The sequence below is a fragment of the Sphingopyxis sp. JAI128 genome (genome assembly GCF_014207235.1).
In the GTDB taxonomy this organism is placed as follows: Bacteria; Pseudomonadota; Alphaproteobacteria; order Sphingomonadales; family Sphingomonadaceae; genus Sphingopyxis.
Genome location: NZ_JACHDA010000001.1, coordinates 616,791 through 633,106 on the forward strand (window position 1 = coordinate 616,791; position 16,316 = coordinate 633,106).

The window sequence follows — 16,316 nt, forward strand, 5'->3', positions numbered from 1 at the left end:
CCTAAATAGGATTTCACCGCTTTCTAACGGAGTACGCAGGATCATGGATCGCAACTGAACGCAGCCTAACCAGCCTTGCCTTCAGGAAAGCCTTGTCCATGCCCGCCATTACCGTTTCAGACCTTCACTGGTTCACGCCCGACGGCCGCGCCGTCCTTTCCGGCCTCGACCTCCAGTTCCAGCCCGAACGCACCGGCATCATCGGTCGCAATGGCGTCGGCAAATCAACACTGCTGCGACTGCTGACCGGCGAACTCGCGCCCGCGTCGGGTCATATCTTTATCGACGGCAGCGTCGCGATGCTGCGCCAGACGGTGCAGGTCCGCGCCGACGAGCACGTCGTCGACCTGTTCGCCGCCCGCGCCGCGCTCGGCCTGCTGCGTAGGGCTGAAGCGGGCGAAGCGACCATCGACGAAATCGCCGACGCCGACTGGACGCTCGAAGCGCGCCTCGACGAAGCGCTCGCCGATGTCGGCCTGTTGGTGCCCGTCGACACGCCGCTTGCCGAACTGTCGGGCGGGCAACGCACCCGCGCCGCGCTCGCGGGCGCGATGTTTGCCGCACCCGATTTCCTGCTGCTCGACGAACCGACCAACAATCTCGACGGCGAAGGGCGGCGGGCGGTACGCGACCTGCTCGCGCGCTGGCGCGGCGGCGCGATCGTCGTCAGCCACGACCGCGAGCTGCTCGAAGAAATGCACGCAATCGTCGAGCTGACCGGTCTGGGTGCCGCGCGCTACGGCGGCGGCTGGAGCGCCTATCGCGCACGCAAGGACGTCGAACAAGCGGCAGCCGAAGCCGAACTGGCCGGGGCCGAGAAGGAACTCGGCCGCGTCCGGCGGCAGGCCCAGATCGCGACCGAGAAACAGGACCGCCGCGACTCGCGCGGACGCGCCAAGGCCGCGCGTGGTGACATGCCCAAGATCCTGGTAGGCGGACTCAAGCGCCGGGCCGAGGAGACGCGCGCTGCCGGCAGCCGCATCGCCGAACGCCAGCGCCGAGGCGCCGAAGAGCAATTCTCCGGCGCGCGCGCAAGGATCGAGATCTTCGATCCGCTTTCGGTCGGCCTTGCCTCGACCGGCCTGCCCGCGTCGCGCACCGTCGTCAGGCTCGACCATGTCACGACGGGTTATGTAACGGACCGACCAGTCATTCGCGACCTATCGCTCACCATCGCCGGTCCCGAACGCGTCGCGATCACCGGCCCCAATGGCTCGGGCAAATCAACGCTGCTCGCGCTTGTCGCCGGAACGCTCCTCCCATGGAAGGGTCACGTGCGCGTGCCCGTCGGCTTCGCGCTCTTCGATCAGCGCGTCGGCCTGCTCGATCCGGCGCTATCGATCGCCAACAATTTCCTTGCCCGCAATCCCGGGACCACGAACAACCAGTGCCGCGCCGCGCTCGCGCGGTTCCGCTTTCGCGCCGATGCCGCCGACCGCATCGTCGGGAAATTGAGCGGGGGGCAGATGCTGCGCGCCGGGCTCGCCTGCGTCCTCGGCGCGCCGGTGCCGCCGCAACTGCTGATCCTCGACGAGCCCGCCAACCATCTCGACATCGACTCGCTGACCGCGGTCGAAACCGGCCTCGCCGCCTATGACGGCGCCCTGCTCGTCGTCAGCCACGACACAGCCTTTCTGGAGGCGATCGGAATCACGCGCGAAATCGTGCTCGGCGACCCTCAATAAGCCAGCGCACAGCCGTCGGCGCGCATCTCGCTCGCCGCGGCATAGACGCGGCGGTCGCCGTCGACGCGATGTTCGACGCATTGATAGCGTCCGAACCCGCCGTCGGATTCGCCCAGCGTCCAGCCGATATCGGCCAGCTGACGCTTGGTCGCATCGGGCACGCCGGTCTCGAGCCGCAGCACGCCATTGGTCCCCAGATCGGGCGAATCCTCACCCATCGTCTCCGACGATCCTTCATGATGCCAGCGCGGCGAATCGCCCGCGGCCTGGATCTCCAGCCCGTAATCGATACGATTGATCATGATCTGCGCTTGCCCCTGCGGCTGCATGTCGCCGCCCATCACGCCAAAGCTCATCCACGGCACGTCGCCCCGCGCGGCAAATCCCGGGATAATCGTCTGGAACGGCCTTTTACCCGGCGCATAGATGTTCGGATGCTCGTCAGCCAAGCTGAACAGCTGCCCGCGGTCCTGGAACATGAAGCCCAACCCGTCAGCAACCAGCCCCGACCCCATGCCGCGGAAATTCGACTGGATCATCGACACCATCATGCCGTCCTTGTCGGCGCAACTGAAATAGGTGGTGTCCCCGCGGCTCGGCGCCTGCCCCGGATGGACCGGGGTGAGCAGCCGGTCGGGACGGATCAGCTTGGCCCGCTCGGCGGCATAATCCTTCGACACGAGCCACTCGACCGGCACCTTGGCGAAATGCGGATCGGCATAATAGCGCGCGCGATCCTCATAGGCGAGGCGCTTGGCTTCGGCCTGCAAATGGATCGATAGCGCCGACTGGAAGCCCGCGCCCTTCAGGTCGAAATGCTCGAGGATGTTGAGCATCTGCAGCGTCGCAATGCCCTGCGTATTGGCGCCGAGCGCATAGACGTCGGTGCCGCGATAGCCGGTCTTGTGCGGTTCGATCCACTCGCTTCGGTGCGCCGCCATATCCTCATAGCGCAGCCAGCCGCCGATCCGCTTGAAATAGGCGTCGATCGTCCGCGCGATCTCGCCCTCGTAAAAGGCGTCGCGCCCGCCGTCGGCGATCAGGCGGAAGGTGCGCGCAAGGTCGGGGTTGCGGAACACCTGCCCTGCCGCCGGCCCCTTGCCGTCATTGACGCCATAGGTCCGCATCGCGTTGTCGATTTCCTCGATCCCGCGCCCCGGCTGGCGAAAGCCGGCAAGGCTGCGGCGGATATAATAAGCGATCATGTCGGGAACCGGCGCACCTGCCTCGGCATGCGCGATCACCGGCTCGAACAATTCCTTCCACGGCAATTTCCCGTAGCGCTGGTGCATCGTCCACCAGCCGTCGACCGCGCCCGGCACCGATACGCTGATCGCGCCATATGCGGGCAGCGTCCCGCCCTTCGCGCGCGACCGCACCGTGGCGAGGTCGAGCCCGAGCGGGCTCTTGCCCGATCCGGCTAGCCCCGCGAGCTTCTTTGTTTTCGGGTCCCAGATCATCGCATAGACATCGCCGCCGATGCCGTTCGCGGTGGGTTCGAGCAGCCCGAGGCACGCATTGATCGCGATCGCGGCGTCGATCGCCGAGCCGCCGCGCTTCAATATATCGATCCCCGCCTGCGTCGCGAGCGGATGCGCGGTTCCCGCCGCGCCACTCAGGCCATAGGCTGCGGTGCGCGAGGCGAAGCTCGCGCCGACGGGCCTGTCGCCGCCCTGAACATCGGGGCGCACGAAGCGATCTGCCCCCGCTTCCCAGACGGCCGGCGACGCGCCTGCCGCGCCCGGCTTGGGGGCGACCTTCGGTTTGTTGTCCTGCGCCAGCCCGACGGCGGGCAACAAGGCGGTGGCCGGCACGGCGGTCAGCAGGGTGCGACGATCCATCGATTTCTTTCCCCGTAAAAGAAACTGTTTTCGCGGCAGGCGCGGATCAGGGCAAGGCCGGATTCACTTATGATCCTGCGAAGGTCGGCCATCGTTGGCCCGACGGCTCACCGCCGCCGCGCCGTCCACGCCCGCACCGCAGCCATCGTCTTTTCGATATGCGCCTGCGGCTTGCTGTCGGTGTAGCTGAGCAGGATCGTCCCATTCGGCGCGATTACATAGGATGTGCGGTTCGACAGCGGTTTGCCGTCGGGCCCCTGCATCGTGGCGCCATATTGCGCCGCCACCTTCGCGCCGGGATCGGCGGCGACAGCGAATTTGTCGCGGCATTCCGACCGCGAAAATTCCGCGACGCGGTGGATGTTCCCCGCGGTCACGCCGACAACGCGCGCGCCGAGCTGGTTGAACCGCCCATTGGCTTCGGCGAACAGATGCGCTTCCATTGTACAGCCGGGGGTGAAGGCGGCGGGAAAGAAATAGAGTACGACCGGTCCGTTCCGCAGCGTTTGCTTCAGCGAGAGACTGAATTCCTTGCCAGCCTGCGCCGCGGTCAGCGTGAAGTCGGGCGCTTTCGCGCCTTGCTGGAGCGCCGCGAAGCTTTGCGCGGGCAGGACCGTCATCGGCAGGCAAAGGCCAAACGACGCTGCAATTTTCATCATCCAATTCATCTGGATTCCTTCGCCTTGAACACCGGACAGTTCGTGATAACGGAATGATAAAAACGGACGGTCGCGTCCATATCGATCATGCGCGCGCTCAATGCGGCACTGCACCGATCTCCACGCCGGTTTTGTCGTGCAGCGCAAATTTGTCGATGATGTCGGCGCTGGCACGGTTATAGCCTACAACCTCGACGCTGCGCCCCTCGCGCCGTAGCTTCGCGACAATCTTGTCGAGTGCGCCAACGCCCGAGATGTCCCAAAAATGCGCTGCCGAAACGTCGATCAGCACCGCATCGGCCCGGTCCTCGATTTGGAACGCGCGAGTAAAGCGATCGACCGAAGCAAAAAATATCTGCCCGCTGACGCGGTAGGTCGCGGTCATTCCATCGGGCGAAATGTCGCGCTCGACTGAAAACATTCGCTGCACCTTGCCTGCAAAAAACACTCCCGACAACAAGACGCCCGCCAAGACGCCGAGCGACAGGTCGTGCGTCGCCACCACCACGACCACCGTCGTCAGCATGACGATCGACGACGTGGGGGGATGCCGGCGCAGATTCGCAATCGAGTTCCAGCTGAACGTCCCGATCGAAACCATGATCATCACCGCGACCAGCGCCGGCATCGGCACCTGCCCGACGTACGGGCCGAGGACTGCCAGCAGGAACAACAGGAACGCCCCGGCGGTAAAGGTCGATAGCCGCCCGCGTCCGCCCGACGTCACGTTGATTACCGACTGGCCGATCATCGCACAGCCGCCCATGCCGCCAAAGAAGGCCGCGACGATATTTGCGCCGCCTTGCCCCGCGCATTCGCGCCGCTTGTCGCTGTCGGTATCGGTCATGTCATCAACGATCTGCGCAGTAAGCAGGCTTTCGAGCAGCCCGACCGCCGCCATGGTGAGCGAATAAGGCAGGATGACCCGGAGCGTTTCCCACGTCAGCGGTACATCGGGAAGCGCCAGGCTTGGCAGCCCTTCGGGCAGCTTGCCCATGTCGCCCACCGTATTGACCGGAAGGCCAAAACCGATGCTGATCGCCGACAGTACGAGGATCGCGATCAGCGGCGACGGCACTGCTTTTGTCAGGCGCGGTACCAGATAAATAATCGCCAGCCCGCCCGCTACCATGGCATAGGTTTCCCAGTCGACATTTGTCAGCTGCGGCACCTGCGCCATGAAGATAAGGATCGCCAGCGCGTTGACGAATCCCGTGATCACCGATCGCGACACGAACTGCATTAACAGGTCGAGCCGCAACAGGCCTGCTACGATCTGGACGAGCCCCATCAGGATCGTCGCCGCGAACAGATATTCGACGCCATGCTCGCGCACCAGCGGGATCACCAGCACCGCCACCGCTGCGGTCGCGGCGGAAATCATCCCCGTCCGCCCGCCAGTAAAGGCGACGACCATCGCGATCGCAACCGATGCATAAAGTCCGACGCGTGGATCGACGCCAGCGATAATGGAAAAGCCGATCGCTTCCGGGATCAGCGCCAGCGCAACAACGATACCGGCAAGGACTTCACGGCGAAAGGAAGCGCCGTCCGTGAACCACTCGCGGCGATAGGAATGGAAGGACGCGGGCATTATATTTCCACAACAAGGCACATGGCGCCGGGATCGGCACAGAAACAATGTGTGATGTCGTCCGGCGGATCGGCGGCCGGAATAGCCACCCGGAATTGCACCGGGTCCATGCGAGTGCGCGCCTCCTAGCTTGATGTCGCTATCGACGCAAGCCGCCCCTCTGGCCGGACAGATCGCCCCCCGCTTATGGCAACCCGGCAGCGAGTTTTGCTTGCCCGACCGCAGGGCGGTGGCGCCCGATTGACCGCGCGCCACAATCGGCGCAGCATCGGCGCATGACGCTCACTATCACCCCCAGTGGTCAGTCCTGCGGCGCGCGTGTTACCGGCGTCAACCTGACCCGGCCGCTCGATGCCGATGTGGTCGCCGCGATCCGCGCCGCATGGCTCGACCATCATGTTCTGTCCTTCCCCGACCAGAAGATGAGCGACGACGATCTGGAGCGCTTCACCGGCTATTTCGGCGGTTTCGGCGACGATCCCTTCATCCGTCCAATCCCGGGCCGCGAGCATATCATCGCGGTGAAGCGCCGGGCGGACGAGACCGCGCCGCTCTTCGCCGAAAACTGGCACAGCGATTGGAGCTTTCAGGCGCGTCCGCCCGCGGGAACCTGCCTGTTCGGCATCACCATCCCGCCGGTGGGCGGCAATACCGAATTTGCGAACCAGCACGCTGCACTGGACGCGATGCCCGCCGATCTATGGGCGCGCGTGGAAGGCCTGCAGGCGATCCACAGCGCCCGCGCGGGCTATGCGCCGCAGGGCATGTATGGTGCGGCGGACCCAAAAGGACCGAGGGGCCGCAGCATGGACATCCGTTCGGACGAGGAAGCGCTCGAAACCCAGCTTCATCCCTTCGTCCGCGCGCATCCCGAAACCGGTCGTCTCGGGCTGTTCGGTTGCGCGGGTTATATCATAGGCTTCGACGGGCTGGACGACGGCGAAGCGCTGTCTCTGCTCTACGAACTCATCCAGTGGCAGGGGCGCGAGGAGTTCCGCTACCGCTATGACTGGGAACCCGACATGCTGATCATGTGGGACAACCGCTCCCTGCTCCACCGCGCGACGGGCGGCTACGACGGCTACGACCGCCTGCTCCACCGCACGACGATCGCGGCGTGGGACGCCGTTCCGCACCCTGCCTGACGCCCGCCGTCTATCGTACGCGCCGCCCCTCGGCGGACGCCGAATAGAGATCGATGTCGCGGATTTCCTACCGCAGGTCGGCGTGGATACGCTCGGCAGTCGATTTCTGTGGCGGCGTATAGGGCGGCAGGCTTGGACAGACATGCGCCGACCGAGCGCCCCCGTCCTACACCGTTTCGCGCGCAAGCGTCGAAACCACGCCCCACGCGATCAGCGTTTGCCCGCCGAAATAGAGCGGCCAGACGAGCCACTGGGTGATGTCGTTTGAGAGCGCTCCGCCCTCGCCCGCGAAAATGAAAAGGTCGCTCGCAAGGAACAGCATCGCGCCGATCCCGGCGCGATAGCGCGGGAAACGGCTCGTCCATGCCGCCGCCGCCATCGCCGCGACGAACAGCGAATAGAGTGCGGCGTGCCACCAGCCGGGCGCGGGGCTCAGCATGCCCCAGACGATCGCGAGCGTCGCGGGCATCGTTAGCCAGACGAGCAGGCGCTGCGAAGATGTGAGCCGCGGGCGCCGGTTCATCAGATAGAGGGCGATCGCGATGATATGCCCGATAACGAACGCCACCGCCCCCGTCTCCAGCCCCTTCGCGTCGAGCAGCCAGTCGCCAAGCGCCCCGAATGCGAGCGTCGCCGCAATCATCCACCCATGTTTCCCGCGCGCATTCGCTGCCGCCCACAGCGCCAGCAATCCGACGCCACTTGCCTTCCACGCCCAGATCGTCGGACCGTCGAGCCGCTGGTACACCACTGCGAAGAAACTGACGCCGCCGAGCAGCGCCAGCCACCACAGCCAGCGCGCGCGATCCCAATTCTGCTGTGTCGTCATGACGTCCGCCCCTTTGCATCTTGCTCGCAACCGGCCTAGTGCGCGCCGAAGCGCACACAAGTAGAAAAGCCGAACGGCGCAACAAGCACAAATCAACGGACAGAGTAAATGACGTACGACATCCATATCATCGGCGGCGGCCTCGCGGGATCCGAAGCGGCCTGGCAGCTCGCCGAAGCCGGCTATCGCGTGCGTCTCTCCGAAATGCGCGGGGCCGGCGACATGACCCCGGCGCATCAGGGCGATACGCTGGCCGAGATGGTGTGCTCGAACAGCTTTCGCAGCGACGACGGCGACAGCAACGCCGTCGGCCTCCTCCACCGCGAAATGCGCGCGCTCGGCTCGATCATCATGCGCGAAGCCGACGCGACCAAGGTGCCAGCCGGATCGGCGCTTGCGGTCGACCGTGACCTGTTTTCGGGCGGCGTCACGCGCGCCCTGTCCGAACATCCGAACCTCACCATCGTCCGCGAACGCGTCGACACGCTGCCTGCCGAGGGCATGACGATCGTCGCGACGGGACCGCTCACCGCCGCGAGCCTGGCGGAGAGCATTGGCGCCGCGACGGGCAAGGATGCGCTCGCCTTTTTCGACGCCATCGCGCCGATCGTCTATCGCGACAGCATCGACATGGACATCGCGTGGATGGCGAGCCGCTGGGACAAGGTCGGGCCGATCGGCGACGGCAAGGATTATATCAACTGCCCCATGGACAAGGAGCAATATCATGCCTTCGTCCAAGGGCTGATCGACGGCGACAAGACCGACTTCAAGGACTGGGAGAAGAACACCCCCTATTTCGAAGGCTGTATGCCGATCGAGGTGATGGCCGAGCGCGGCATCGAAACGTTGCGCTTCGGTCCGATGAAGGGCGTCGGCCTCGACAATCCGCGCACCGGGCGCTGGCCCTATGCGGTCGTCCAACTGCGGCAGGACAATGCGCTCGGCACGCTGTGGAACATGGTAGGCTTCCAGACTAAGCTGAAGCACGCCGCGCAGGTCGAGTTGTTCCGCACCATCCCCGGGCTCGAAAAGGCCGAGTTCGCGCGGCTGGGCGGGCTCCACCGCAATAGCTTCATTCGCTCGCCCGAATTGCTCGACGGCCAGCTTCGGCTGAAATCGGCGCCGCATATCCGTTTTGCGGGTCAGATCACCGGTTGTGAAGGTTATGTCGAAAGCGCCGCGATCGGGCTCGTCGCCGCGCGCTTCGCGATCGCCGAACTTGGCGGGCGCACCCTGCCCCCACCGCCGCCCGAAACCGCGCTTGGCGCGCTTCTTGGCCACATCACCGGCGGCGCCGACGCCGCATCCTACCAACCGATGAACGTCAATTTCGGCCTCTTCCCGCCGCTCGCCGAGGATGTGCGCAAAAAGGACCGCAAATTGGGCTACACCCAGCGCGCGGGCGCGAAGCTAGCCGAGTGGATGAAGCTGGCCGACGGCGTTACGGCGTAAGGTCTCAACGTTGGAGCGGCGGCTTTGGGGCTGTGAGCAACCATACCCAATTGAGATACGCAGCCGTCCGCAACCGGTTAGTGCGGTACCTGCATGTTGCGGCTTTCTGGCGGGATATGGACGGTCAGCCCGTTGAGATCGGGCGTCAGCACGATCTGGCACGACAGGCGGCTGGTCCTGCGCACGCCGGCGGCGAGATCGAGCATATCCTCTTCCATCTCGCTCGTGGGCGGTAGGCGGTCGAAATCCTGCCTGTCGACGATGACGTGACAAGTCGAACAGGCCATCTGTCCTTCGCATGTCCCTTCGAGCGGCATGAGATGCCGCTGCGCTACGTCGAGCAATATGTCACCCGACTGCGCCTCGGCCTCGGTGCGTCCCTTGCCGTCGGCGTGGATGAAGGTGACGCGCATCAATTCACTCCCTGGAGGCGAGCAGCATCCTTGATTACGTTCAGCCCGTCACGCAATTCCTGCTCGCTCGTATAGCGCCCCCAGCCAAGCCGGATCGAGGCGCGCGCATCGGTCTCGCGGACACCCATCGCGCGCAGCACATGGCTGACCTTCCCGGAGCCGCTGCCGCAGGCGCTGCCGAGCGAAAAAGCGATTTCGCGCGCGTCGGACATCAGGCGGAGGCCGCTGACGCCCTCGCGGCGGATATTGAGGTTGCCATGATAACGCGGGTTTTCGGCGCCATTCAGCGTCCATTCGGACAGCAGGTCGCGCGCGAGCGACCACAGACGCTCGACATGGCTCGCGTCCTTGTCGAACCGCTCGGCAGCGAGCGCCGCTGCGGCGCCGAAGCCCGCGCACAGCGCGGGCGAGACGGTGCCCGACCGCATTCCCTGTTCCTGCGCGCCCCCGAACATCAGCGGCGGCAAGTCAACGCCGTCCCTCACCCACAGCGCTCCTATGCCCTTGGGCCCGTGAATCTTGTGGGCAGAGATAGCGATGAGGTCGGGCCCGTCCGGGATGGCGACGCGGCCGTAACCCTGCACCGCGTCGCAGAGCAACAGGCTCTTCTTCGCATGCGCGGCGGCGGAGAATTCGGCGACCGGCTGGACCGTGCCAACCTCATTGTTCACCAGCATTGTCGCGACGATGCCGCCTTCGGGAATCAGCGCGGTGTCGGGCGGCAGCGCCAGTCCTTCGCCATCGACGGGCAAAATCGCCGCATTCAGCCGTTCGAGACATTGCAGCGAGGCGGCATGTTCGATGCTCAACCCCGCGACGCCGCCCGGCATCGTCTCAGCGCCGCGCAGCAGCGCCCAGTTCAACGCTTCGGTCGCGCCCGAAGTGAAAAATACCCGCCCGCCCTTTGGCAGCAGCGCCGCGACCCGATCGCGCGCCACTTCGACCACTGCTGCGGCGGCGCGGCCGGCCTTGTGCGTGCTCGATGGGTTAGCGAACCCGTCACCCCCAAAATCATCGGCCCCCGGTCCACCGAGCCAGCGCAGCATCGCCTCGCGCGCCTCAGGAGCGAGCGGGGTAGTGGCTTGATAGTCGAGGTAAATCATTCGCCGAAAATGTCCTTGTTGCGAACGATTCGCAAAAGTTGCAAGTTGAGACTTATTTTCTATATAGGCGCCAGTCCCGCTCCGCCACCCCGCCCCTCGGCGAATCACTGGCAAGCCCAAGATATATAGAAGGTGCGCCCATGCCCGACGTCATTTTTCCCGGCCCCGAGGGCCGCATTGAGGGCCGTTTCTCGCCCCCGCCGCGCCCGCGCGCACCCGTGGCGCTGATCCTTCACCCGCACCCGCAGGGCGGCGGCACGATGAACGACCGCATCACGCAGGCGATGTACAAAAGCTTCGTTGCGCGCGGTTTCGCTGTGCTGCGCTTCAACTTCCGCGGTGTTGGGCGCAGCCAGGGTACGTTCGACAACGGCATCGGCGAACTGAGCGATGCGGCCTCGGCGCTCGACTGGGTCCAGTCGATCCATCCCGAAGCGCAGACGACCTGGGTCGCGGGCTTCAGCTTCGGGGCGTGGATCGGGATGCAGCTCTTGATGCGACGCCCGGAAATCCGCGGCTTCCTGTCGGTCGCGCCACCAGCGAACATGTACGACTTCAGTTTTCTCGCGCCCTGTCCCTCGTCGGGCATCATCGTCGCGGGCGGCCAAGACGAGATCGTGCCGCCGAACGCCGTGCAGAAACTGGTCGACAAGCTCCGTACACAAAAGGGCATCACCATCCATCACGACGAGATCCCGCGCGCCAATCATTTCTTCGAGCATGAGCTCGACCAATTGATGAAGTCGCTCGACAATTATCTGGATATGCGGCTCGCGCCCGATTCGCCTATCCGGTGATCGAAAACTTCCTCCCTGTGCCGCAGGCATGGGGAAGGTGGCAGCGACGTAGCTCCTGACGGAGGGGCAAATGGCGCGACGTTTCAGCCCCTCCACCACCGCTTCGCAGCTACCCCTCCCCACCGCTTCGCGGCAGGGAGGATCGAGGCTATTTCACCGGCACCAGCCAGATCGCGACATTCGCGAACATCACCAGCGCTGCGACCAGCATCAGCAGCGCGCGGCGCCGGTCGCCCCGGCGAAAGACAAGCACGGCGCCGCCTGCCATCAGCACGCCGGTCAGCATCAGGATGGACATAATCGTGTCGGACATGTGGTGACTTTATCGGCACCGTCACAAATTTGCCACCTCGCTTATGGTCAATCCTCGCAGCTTCGCCTAAAGCGCGCTCATCGATTCCCTTAGACCCCGCGGGAGCCGCACCATGCGCATCGCCATCGCCTCCGACCACGCCGCTTACGAGCTCAAGGCCGTACTTGCCGACTGGCTGCGCGAACAGGGGCACGAAGTCGAAGACCTCGGCACCAACGGCCCCGAAAGCGTCGATTATCCCGATTATGGATACAAGCTCGGCGAAGCGATTGCCGAGGGCCGCGCGGAACGCGGGGTCGCGCTCTGCGGGTCGGGCATCGGCATCTCGATTTCGGTCAACCGCAACCCCGCCGCGCGCTGCGCGCTCGTATCCGAGCCGCTGTCCGCAAAACTGTCCCGCGAACATAATGACGCGAACGTCGTCGCGATGGGCGCGCGCCTGACCGGTATAGACATGGCCAAAGCCTGCGTCGACGCCTTCCTCACCACCGATTTCGCCGGCGACCGCCATACGCGCCGCGTCGACAAGCTTTCCAATCCCCCTGTCAATTTGGCCCAACTGGAGACCAGCCGATGACCACAGAAACGCTCGACAAGCCCATCAAATCGGCAGGCTATTTCACCGATGGCGTCGGCACCGTCGACCCCGCGGTCGCGGCGGCGATGAAGCATGAACTCGAACGCGAACAATATCAGATCGAACTGATCGCGTCGGAGAATATCGTCTCGAAGGCGGTCCTCGAAGCGCAGGGTTCAGTTTTCACCAACAAATATGCCGAAGGCTATCCCGGCCGCCGCTATTATCAGGGCTGCGCGCCGTCGGATGAGGTCGAGACGCTCGCGATCGACCGCGCCAAGCAGCTGTTCGACTGCGGCTATGCCAACGTCCAGCCGCATTCGGGCGCGCAGGCGAACGGAGCGGTGATGCTGGCGCTGACCAAGCCGGGCGCGACGATCCTCGGCATGAGCCTCGACGCCGGCGGTCACCTGACCCACGGCGCGCCGCCCGCGATGTCGGGCAAATGGTTCAACGCCGTGCAGTACGGCGTGCGCGCCGACGACCATCTCGTCGATTTCGATCAGGTCGAGGCGCTGGCGATGGAACATCGCCCTGCGCTGATCATCGCGGGCGGCTCGGCCTATCCGCGCACGCTCGATTTCGCGCGTTTCCGCAAGATCGCCGACGATGTCGGCGCGCTGCTGATGGTCGACATGGCGCATTTCGCGGGCCTTGTCGCCGGCGGCGTTCATCCTTCGCCGATGGAGCATGCGCATGTCGTCACCACGACGACACACAAGACGCTGCGCGGTCCGCGCGGCGGCATGATCCTGACCAATGACGAAGCGATTGCCAAGCGCATCAATTCGGCGGTCTTTCCCGGGCTGCAGGGCGGCCCGCTGATGCACGTCATCGCCGCCAAGGCCGTGGCATTCGGCGAAGCGCTCCGCCCCGAGTTCAAGGATTATGCGAAGGCAACCGTCGCCAATGCGCAGGCGCTCGCCGGCCGGCTGAAGGCGCGCGGCGCCGATGTCGTCGCGGGCGGCACCGATACGCACCTCGCGCTGATCGACCTGCGCCCGCTCGGCGTCACCGGCCGCGACGCCGACGAGGCGCTCGAACGCAGCGCGATCACCTGCAACAAGAACGGCATCCCCTTCGATCCGCTGCCGCCGGTCAAGACCAGCGGCATCCGCGTCGGATCACCCGCGGGCACTACGCGCGGCTTCGGCATCGCCGAATTCGAGGAAATCGGCGATATGGTTGCCGACGTGCTCGAGGCGCTGCGCGACAAGGGCGAACATGGCGACGCCGACGTCGAAGCCGATGTTCGCGGCCGGGTTCGCGCGCTGTGCGAACGCTTCCCCATCTATCAGGGATAAGGGCAATGGCGCGGCAGCACCCCGAGGAACCGACTCTGGTCGAGCTGACGATCGAAGAGATCAAGGCAATGGGCAAGCAGGGGGTCAAGCATCCCTCGACCAAGCCCGTGCTGATCGGCGGCGGCCTCGGCGCGGCCGCCGGGCTAATCCTGCCCATCGTGAGCTGGCCGGTCGGCCTGTTCGCGGGCGCCGCCATCGCGCTCGTCAGCCGGGTTAAACGCTAACCCATGCGTTGCCCCTATTGCGGACATGAAGACAGCCAGGTCAAGGATAGCCGTCCGACAGAGGACGGCGCGGCGATTCGTCGCCGGCGCCAGTGCGAGGATTGCGGCGCGCGCTTCACGACCTTCGAACGCATCCAGCTTCGCGAAGTCGGGGTCACCAAGGCCGACGGTCGCCGCGAACCCTTCGACCGCGAAAAACTGATGCGCAGCATCCAGATCGCGTGCCGCAAGCGCCCGATCGACGGGGCGCGCATCGAACGACTGGTGTCGGGCATCCAACGCCAACTGGAAACCTCGGGCGAGAGCGAAGTGCAGGCGCAGCAGATCGGCGGGATGGTGATGGAGGCGCTGAAAGGCTTCGACAGCGTTGCCTATATCCGCTTTGCCAGCGTCTATCGCGAATTTACGGAAGCCAAGGACTTCGAAGAGTTCGCCTCCTCGGTCACCGAGGCTGCGCTCAAAAATTGAGCTCCGCTCTTCCCCCCGTCATCGTCCTCGTTCGCCCGCAGCTTGGCGAAAATATCGGCAAGGCGGCGCGCGCCATGCTCAACTTCGGGCTGACCGAACTGCGCCTTGTTTCCCCGCGCGACGGCTGGCCCAATCCCGACGCGGGTCCAGCGGCTTCGGGCGCCGATATCGTGCTGGCGGACGCGCGCGTGTTCGACACGCTCGCCGGTGCCGTCGCCGACTGCACGGCTATCTATGCGACCACGGTGCGCAAACGCGGCGTGACCAAGCCGGTGCTGACGCCCGAGGCCGCGGCACGCGAAGTCCATGCGAGCGCAGGGCGTTCGGCCTATGTCTTCGGCGCCGAACGCTCGGGGTTGGACACCGACGATGTCGCGCTGGCGCACAAGATCGTCACGGTGCCGATCAACCCTGAATTCGCCTCGCTGAACCTTGCGCAGGCGGTGATCCTGCTTGCCTATGAATGGTCGAAGCATCTCCCGAGCGGGGTCGAGGGCGGCGTGACGCTGGCCAGCCCGCCCACGGTCGAACTCGACTCGCCCGCGCCACATGGCGAACTGGAAGGCCTGATCGACCATCTCGTCCGCGATCTCGACACGGCGGGCTATTTCTTCCCGCCCGACCGCCGGACGAGGACGCTTCGTACCCTGCGCACGGCGCTGACCAAGACGGGTTGGTCGTACAACGATATCCGGATGATGCGCGGAATCATTACCGCGCTCGGCCGGACGCCAAGGTCGCGATAGGCCAGCCGGTCAGTCAGCAGCGCGCAAGCTGTCCCAGCGGACGGTTTCATAGGCGATCGATTGCTCGACCAATTCGTTCCACACCGCGCGCAACCGTTCGGGTTCCAGTCCGGCAGCTGCGGCTTCACGGCCTACATTGTCGAGTACCTGCGCCTTCCGCGCCTCGTCGCGCACCGCGTTCCTGTCGCCTTTGATACGCGCGGCTGCATCCATATAGCCAAAGCGGCGTACGAGCAGCGCGACGAGCTCGCGGTCGACTTGGTCGACCCCGGCGCGCACTTCGGTCATGGTTTCGCACTGTTCGGGAAGTTTGGCGGACGTCATGCGCGCTGCCTTTAACGGCTTTTTCCGCTGTGTCGAGCAGCGGCTGCAAAGCTTGACTTTGCACCAATCGCCGTCTAACCGCGCGCCTTCGCAATGGACTCCGCACCCCGGTGAAGCGGCGGTCGCATATGGCATATCGTCCATATGGTGCGACCCGGGACCCGCCGAAATCCTTCGGCAAACAGCATATTGGAGACGACATATGTCGAAGCGCCAGAGCGCCAAGTATAAACTCGACCGCCGGATGGGCGAAAACATCTGGGGTCGCCCGAAGAGCCCGGTCAACCGCCGCGAATATGGCCCCGGCCAGCACGGCCAGCGCCGCAAGGGCAAGATGTCGGACTTCGGCATCCAGCTCCGCGCGAAGCAGAAGCTGAAGGGCTATTACGGCGACATCACCGAAAAGCAGTTCAAGAAGAACTATTTCGAAGCGTCGCGCATGAAGGGCGACACCGGCCAGAACCTGATCGGCCTGCTCGAGCGCCGCCTCGACGCGGTCGTGTATCGTTCGAAGTTCACCCCGACGATCTTTTCCGCGCGCCAGCTTGTTAGCCACGGTCACGTCTATGTGAACGGCGTGAAGTGCAATGTCGCGAGCCGCCTCGTGAAGCCGGGCGACGAAATCACCCTCGGCAAGAAGGCGCAGGAAATGGCGCTGGTCGCCGAAGCGCAGAGCCTGCCCGAGCGCGACCTGCCCGAATATCTGGCGGTCGACGGCACCAAGACGACCTATGTCCGCGTGCCCACGCTCGACGAGGTGCCCTATCCGGTGAAGATGGAACCGAATCTGGTCGTCGAATTCTATTCGCGCTGATCCGGCGGTTCACCCGCACGAAATC

Annotated in this window: 18 protein-coding genes and 1 other annotated feature; of the genes, 10 read left to right on the top strand and 8 right to left on the bottom strand. The window is 65.0% G+C overall.

The window, feature by feature from the left end:
* The first annotated feature begins 98 nt into the window (after nt 1–98).
* The gene (locus HDC35_RS02975) at nt 99–1,685 is read left to right on the top strand and encodes an ABC-F family ATP-binding cassette domain-containing protein (protein WP_184643470.1); all 1,587 of its coding nucleotides are present in this window, start codon (nt 99–101) and stop codon (nt 1,683–1,685) included.
* On the opposite strand, the gene HDC35_RS02980 is transcribed toward HDC35_RS02975, so the two are convergent.
* From HDC35_RS02980 to HDC35_RS02990, 3 genes are all read right to left on the bottom strand, one after another.
* Nucleotides 1,679–3,526 (bottom strand): gamma-glutamyltransferase family protein, encoded by a 1,848-nt coding sequence (locus HDC35_RS02980; RefSeq protein WP_184643472.1) that lies wholly within the window; start codon nt 3,524–3,526, stop codon nt 1,679–1,681. The two genes, HDC35_RS02975 and HDC35_RS02980, sit on opposite strands and share 7 nt — an antisense overlap.
* Nucleotides 3,527–3,633: 107 nt before the next feature.
* Entirely contained in the window at nt 3,634–4,194 is a 561-nt protein-coding gene (locus HDC35_RS02985) for a peroxiredoxin (protein WP_311770705.1), read from the bottom strand.
* A gap of 88 nt (nt 4,195–4,282) precedes the next feature.
* Nucleotides 4,283–5,779, bottom strand: coding sequence for a SulP family inorganic anion transporter (locus tag HDC35_RS02990; protein ID WP_184643474.1), 1,497 nt, complete (start codon nt 5,777–5,779; stop codon nt 4,283–4,285).
* 55 nt (nt 5,780–5,834) lie between these two features.
* Nucleotides 5,835–5,890, bottom strand: a sequence feature (sul1 is cis-regulatory element that is thought to sense ions involved in sulfur or methionine metabolism; They are found in Alphaproteobacteria).
* Between the two features lie 164 nt (nt 5,891–6,054).
* Between HDC35_RS02990 and HDC35_RS02995 the strand changes: the two genes are divergently transcribed.
* Nucleotides 6,055–6,924 (top strand): TauD/TfdA family dioxygenase, encoded by an 870-nt coding sequence (locus HDC35_RS02995; RefSeq protein ID WP_184643475.1) that lies wholly within the window; start codon nt 6,055–6,057, stop codon nt 6,922–6,924.
* Between the two features lie 166 nt (nt 6,925–7,090).
* Here the strand turns inward: HDC35_RS02995 and HDC35_RS03000 are convergent, their stop codons facing one another.
* Nucleotides 7,091–7,753 (bottom strand): lysoplasmalogenase family protein, encoded by a 663-nt coding sequence (locus HDC35_RS03000; RefSeq protein WP_184643477.1) that lies wholly within the window; start codon nt 7,751–7,753, stop codon nt 7,091–7,093.
* A gap of 108 nt (nt 7,754–7,861) precedes the next feature.
* On the opposite strand from HDC35_RS03000, the gene trmFO reads away from it, so the two are divergent.
* Nucleotides 7,862–9,208: a methylenetetrahydrofolate--tRNA-(uracil(54)-C(5))-methyltransferase (FADH(2)-oxidizing) TrmFO gene (gene trmFO / locus HDC35_RS03005; protein WP_184643479.1), complete on the top strand. Its 1,347-nt coding sequence runs from the start codon at nt 7,862–7,864 to the stop codon at nt 9,206–9,208.
* A gap of 77 nt (nt 9,209–9,285) precedes the next feature.
* On the opposite strand, the gene HDC35_RS03010 is transcribed toward trmFO, so the two are convergent.
* Together HDC35_RS03010 and HDC35_RS03015 are read right to left on the bottom strand one after the other, a co-directional pair.
* Entirely contained in the window at nt 9,286–9,621 is a 336-nt protein-coding gene (locus tag HDC35_RS03010) for a 2Fe-2S iron-sulfur cluster-binding protein (RefSeq protein WP_184643481.1), read from the bottom strand.
* Entirely contained in the window at nt 9,621–10,724 is a 1,104-nt protein-coding gene (locus HDC35_RS03015; RefSeq protein ID WP_184643483.1) for a cysteine desulfurase family protein, read from the bottom strand. Before HDC35_RS03015 ends, HDC35_RS03010 begins: the two co-directional genes overlap by 1 nt.
* Before the next feature lie 140 nt (nt 10,725–10,864).
* Between HDC35_RS03015 and HDC35_RS03020 the strand changes: the two genes are divergently transcribed.
* Nucleotides 10,865–11,521 carry an alpha/beta hydrolase gene (locus HDC35_RS03020; protein ID WP_184643485.1) on the top strand — a complete coding sequence of 219 codons (657 nt, stop codon included), beginning with the start codon at nt 10,865–10,867 and terminating at the stop codon, nt 11,519–11,521.
* 148 nt (nt 11,522–11,669) lie between these two features.
* Here HDC35_RS03020 and HDC35_RS03025 read toward each other — a convergent pair whose 3' ends face one another.
* Nucleotides 11,670–11,834: a hypothetical protein gene (locus HDC35_RS03025; RefSeq protein WP_184643486.1), complete on the bottom strand. Its 165-nt coding sequence runs from the start codon at nt 11,832–11,834 to the stop codon at nt 11,670–11,672.
* A gap of 112 nt (nt 11,835–11,946) precedes the next feature.
* Here HDC35_RS03025 and rpiB point away from each other — a divergent pair, with 112 nt between their 5' ends.
* The 5 genes from rpiB to HDC35_RS03050 are packed head-to-tail and all read left to right on the top strand — an operon-like array spanning nt 11,947 to nt 15,153.
* A complete protein-coding gene (gene rpiB / locus HDC35_RS03030) occupies nt 11,947–12,411 on the top strand; it encodes a ribose 5-phosphate isomerase B (protein ID WP_184643488.1) in 465 nt (154 codons plus the stop codon).
* Nucleotides 12,408–13,715 (top strand): serine hydroxymethyltransferase, encoded by a 1,308-nt coding sequence (gene glyA / locus HDC35_RS03035; RefSeq protein WP_184643490.1) that lies wholly within the window; start codon nt 12,408–12,410, stop codon nt 13,713–13,715. Before rpiB ends, glyA begins: the two co-directional genes overlap by 4 nt.
* A gap of 5 nt (nt 13,716–13,720) precedes the next feature.
* Nucleotides 13,721–13,939 carry a hypothetical protein gene (locus tag HDC35_RS03040; RefSeq protein WP_184643492.1) on the top strand — a complete coding sequence of 73 codons (219 nt, stop codon included), beginning with the start codon at nt 13,721–13,723 and terminating at the stop codon, nt 13,937–13,939.
* A gap of 3 nt (nt 13,940–13,942) precedes the next feature.
* A complete protein-coding gene (gene nrdR / locus HDC35_RS03045) occupies nt 13,943–14,407 on the top strand; it encodes a transcriptional regulator NrdR (RefSeq protein WP_184643494.1) in 465 nt (154 codons plus the stop codon).
* A complete protein-coding gene (locus tag HDC35_RS03050; protein ID WP_184643496.1) occupies nt 14,404–15,153 on the top strand; it encodes an RNA methyltransferase in 750 nt (249 codons plus the stop codon). Before nrdR ends, HDC35_RS03050 begins: the two co-directional genes overlap by 4 nt.
* Nucleotides 15,154–15,162: 9 nt before the next feature.
* Here HDC35_RS03050 and HDC35_RS03055 read toward each other — a convergent pair whose 3' ends face one another.
* The gene (locus HDC35_RS03055; protein ID WP_184643498.1) at nt 15,163–15,477 is read right to left on the bottom strand and encodes a chorismate mutase; all 315 of its coding nucleotides are present in this window, start codon (nt 15,475–15,477) and stop codon (nt 15,163–15,165) included.
* A 202-nt stretch (nt 15,478–15,679) separates the two neighbouring features.
* On the opposite strand from HDC35_RS03055, the gene rpsD reads away from it, so the two are divergent.
* Nucleotides 15,680–16,291: a 30S ribosomal protein S4 gene (rpsD, locus tag HDC35_RS03060; protein WP_058803739.1), complete on the top strand. Its 612-nt coding sequence runs from the start codon at nt 15,680–15,682 to the stop codon at nt 16,289–16,291.
* Nucleotides 16,292–16,316 lie beyond the last annotated feature (25 nt).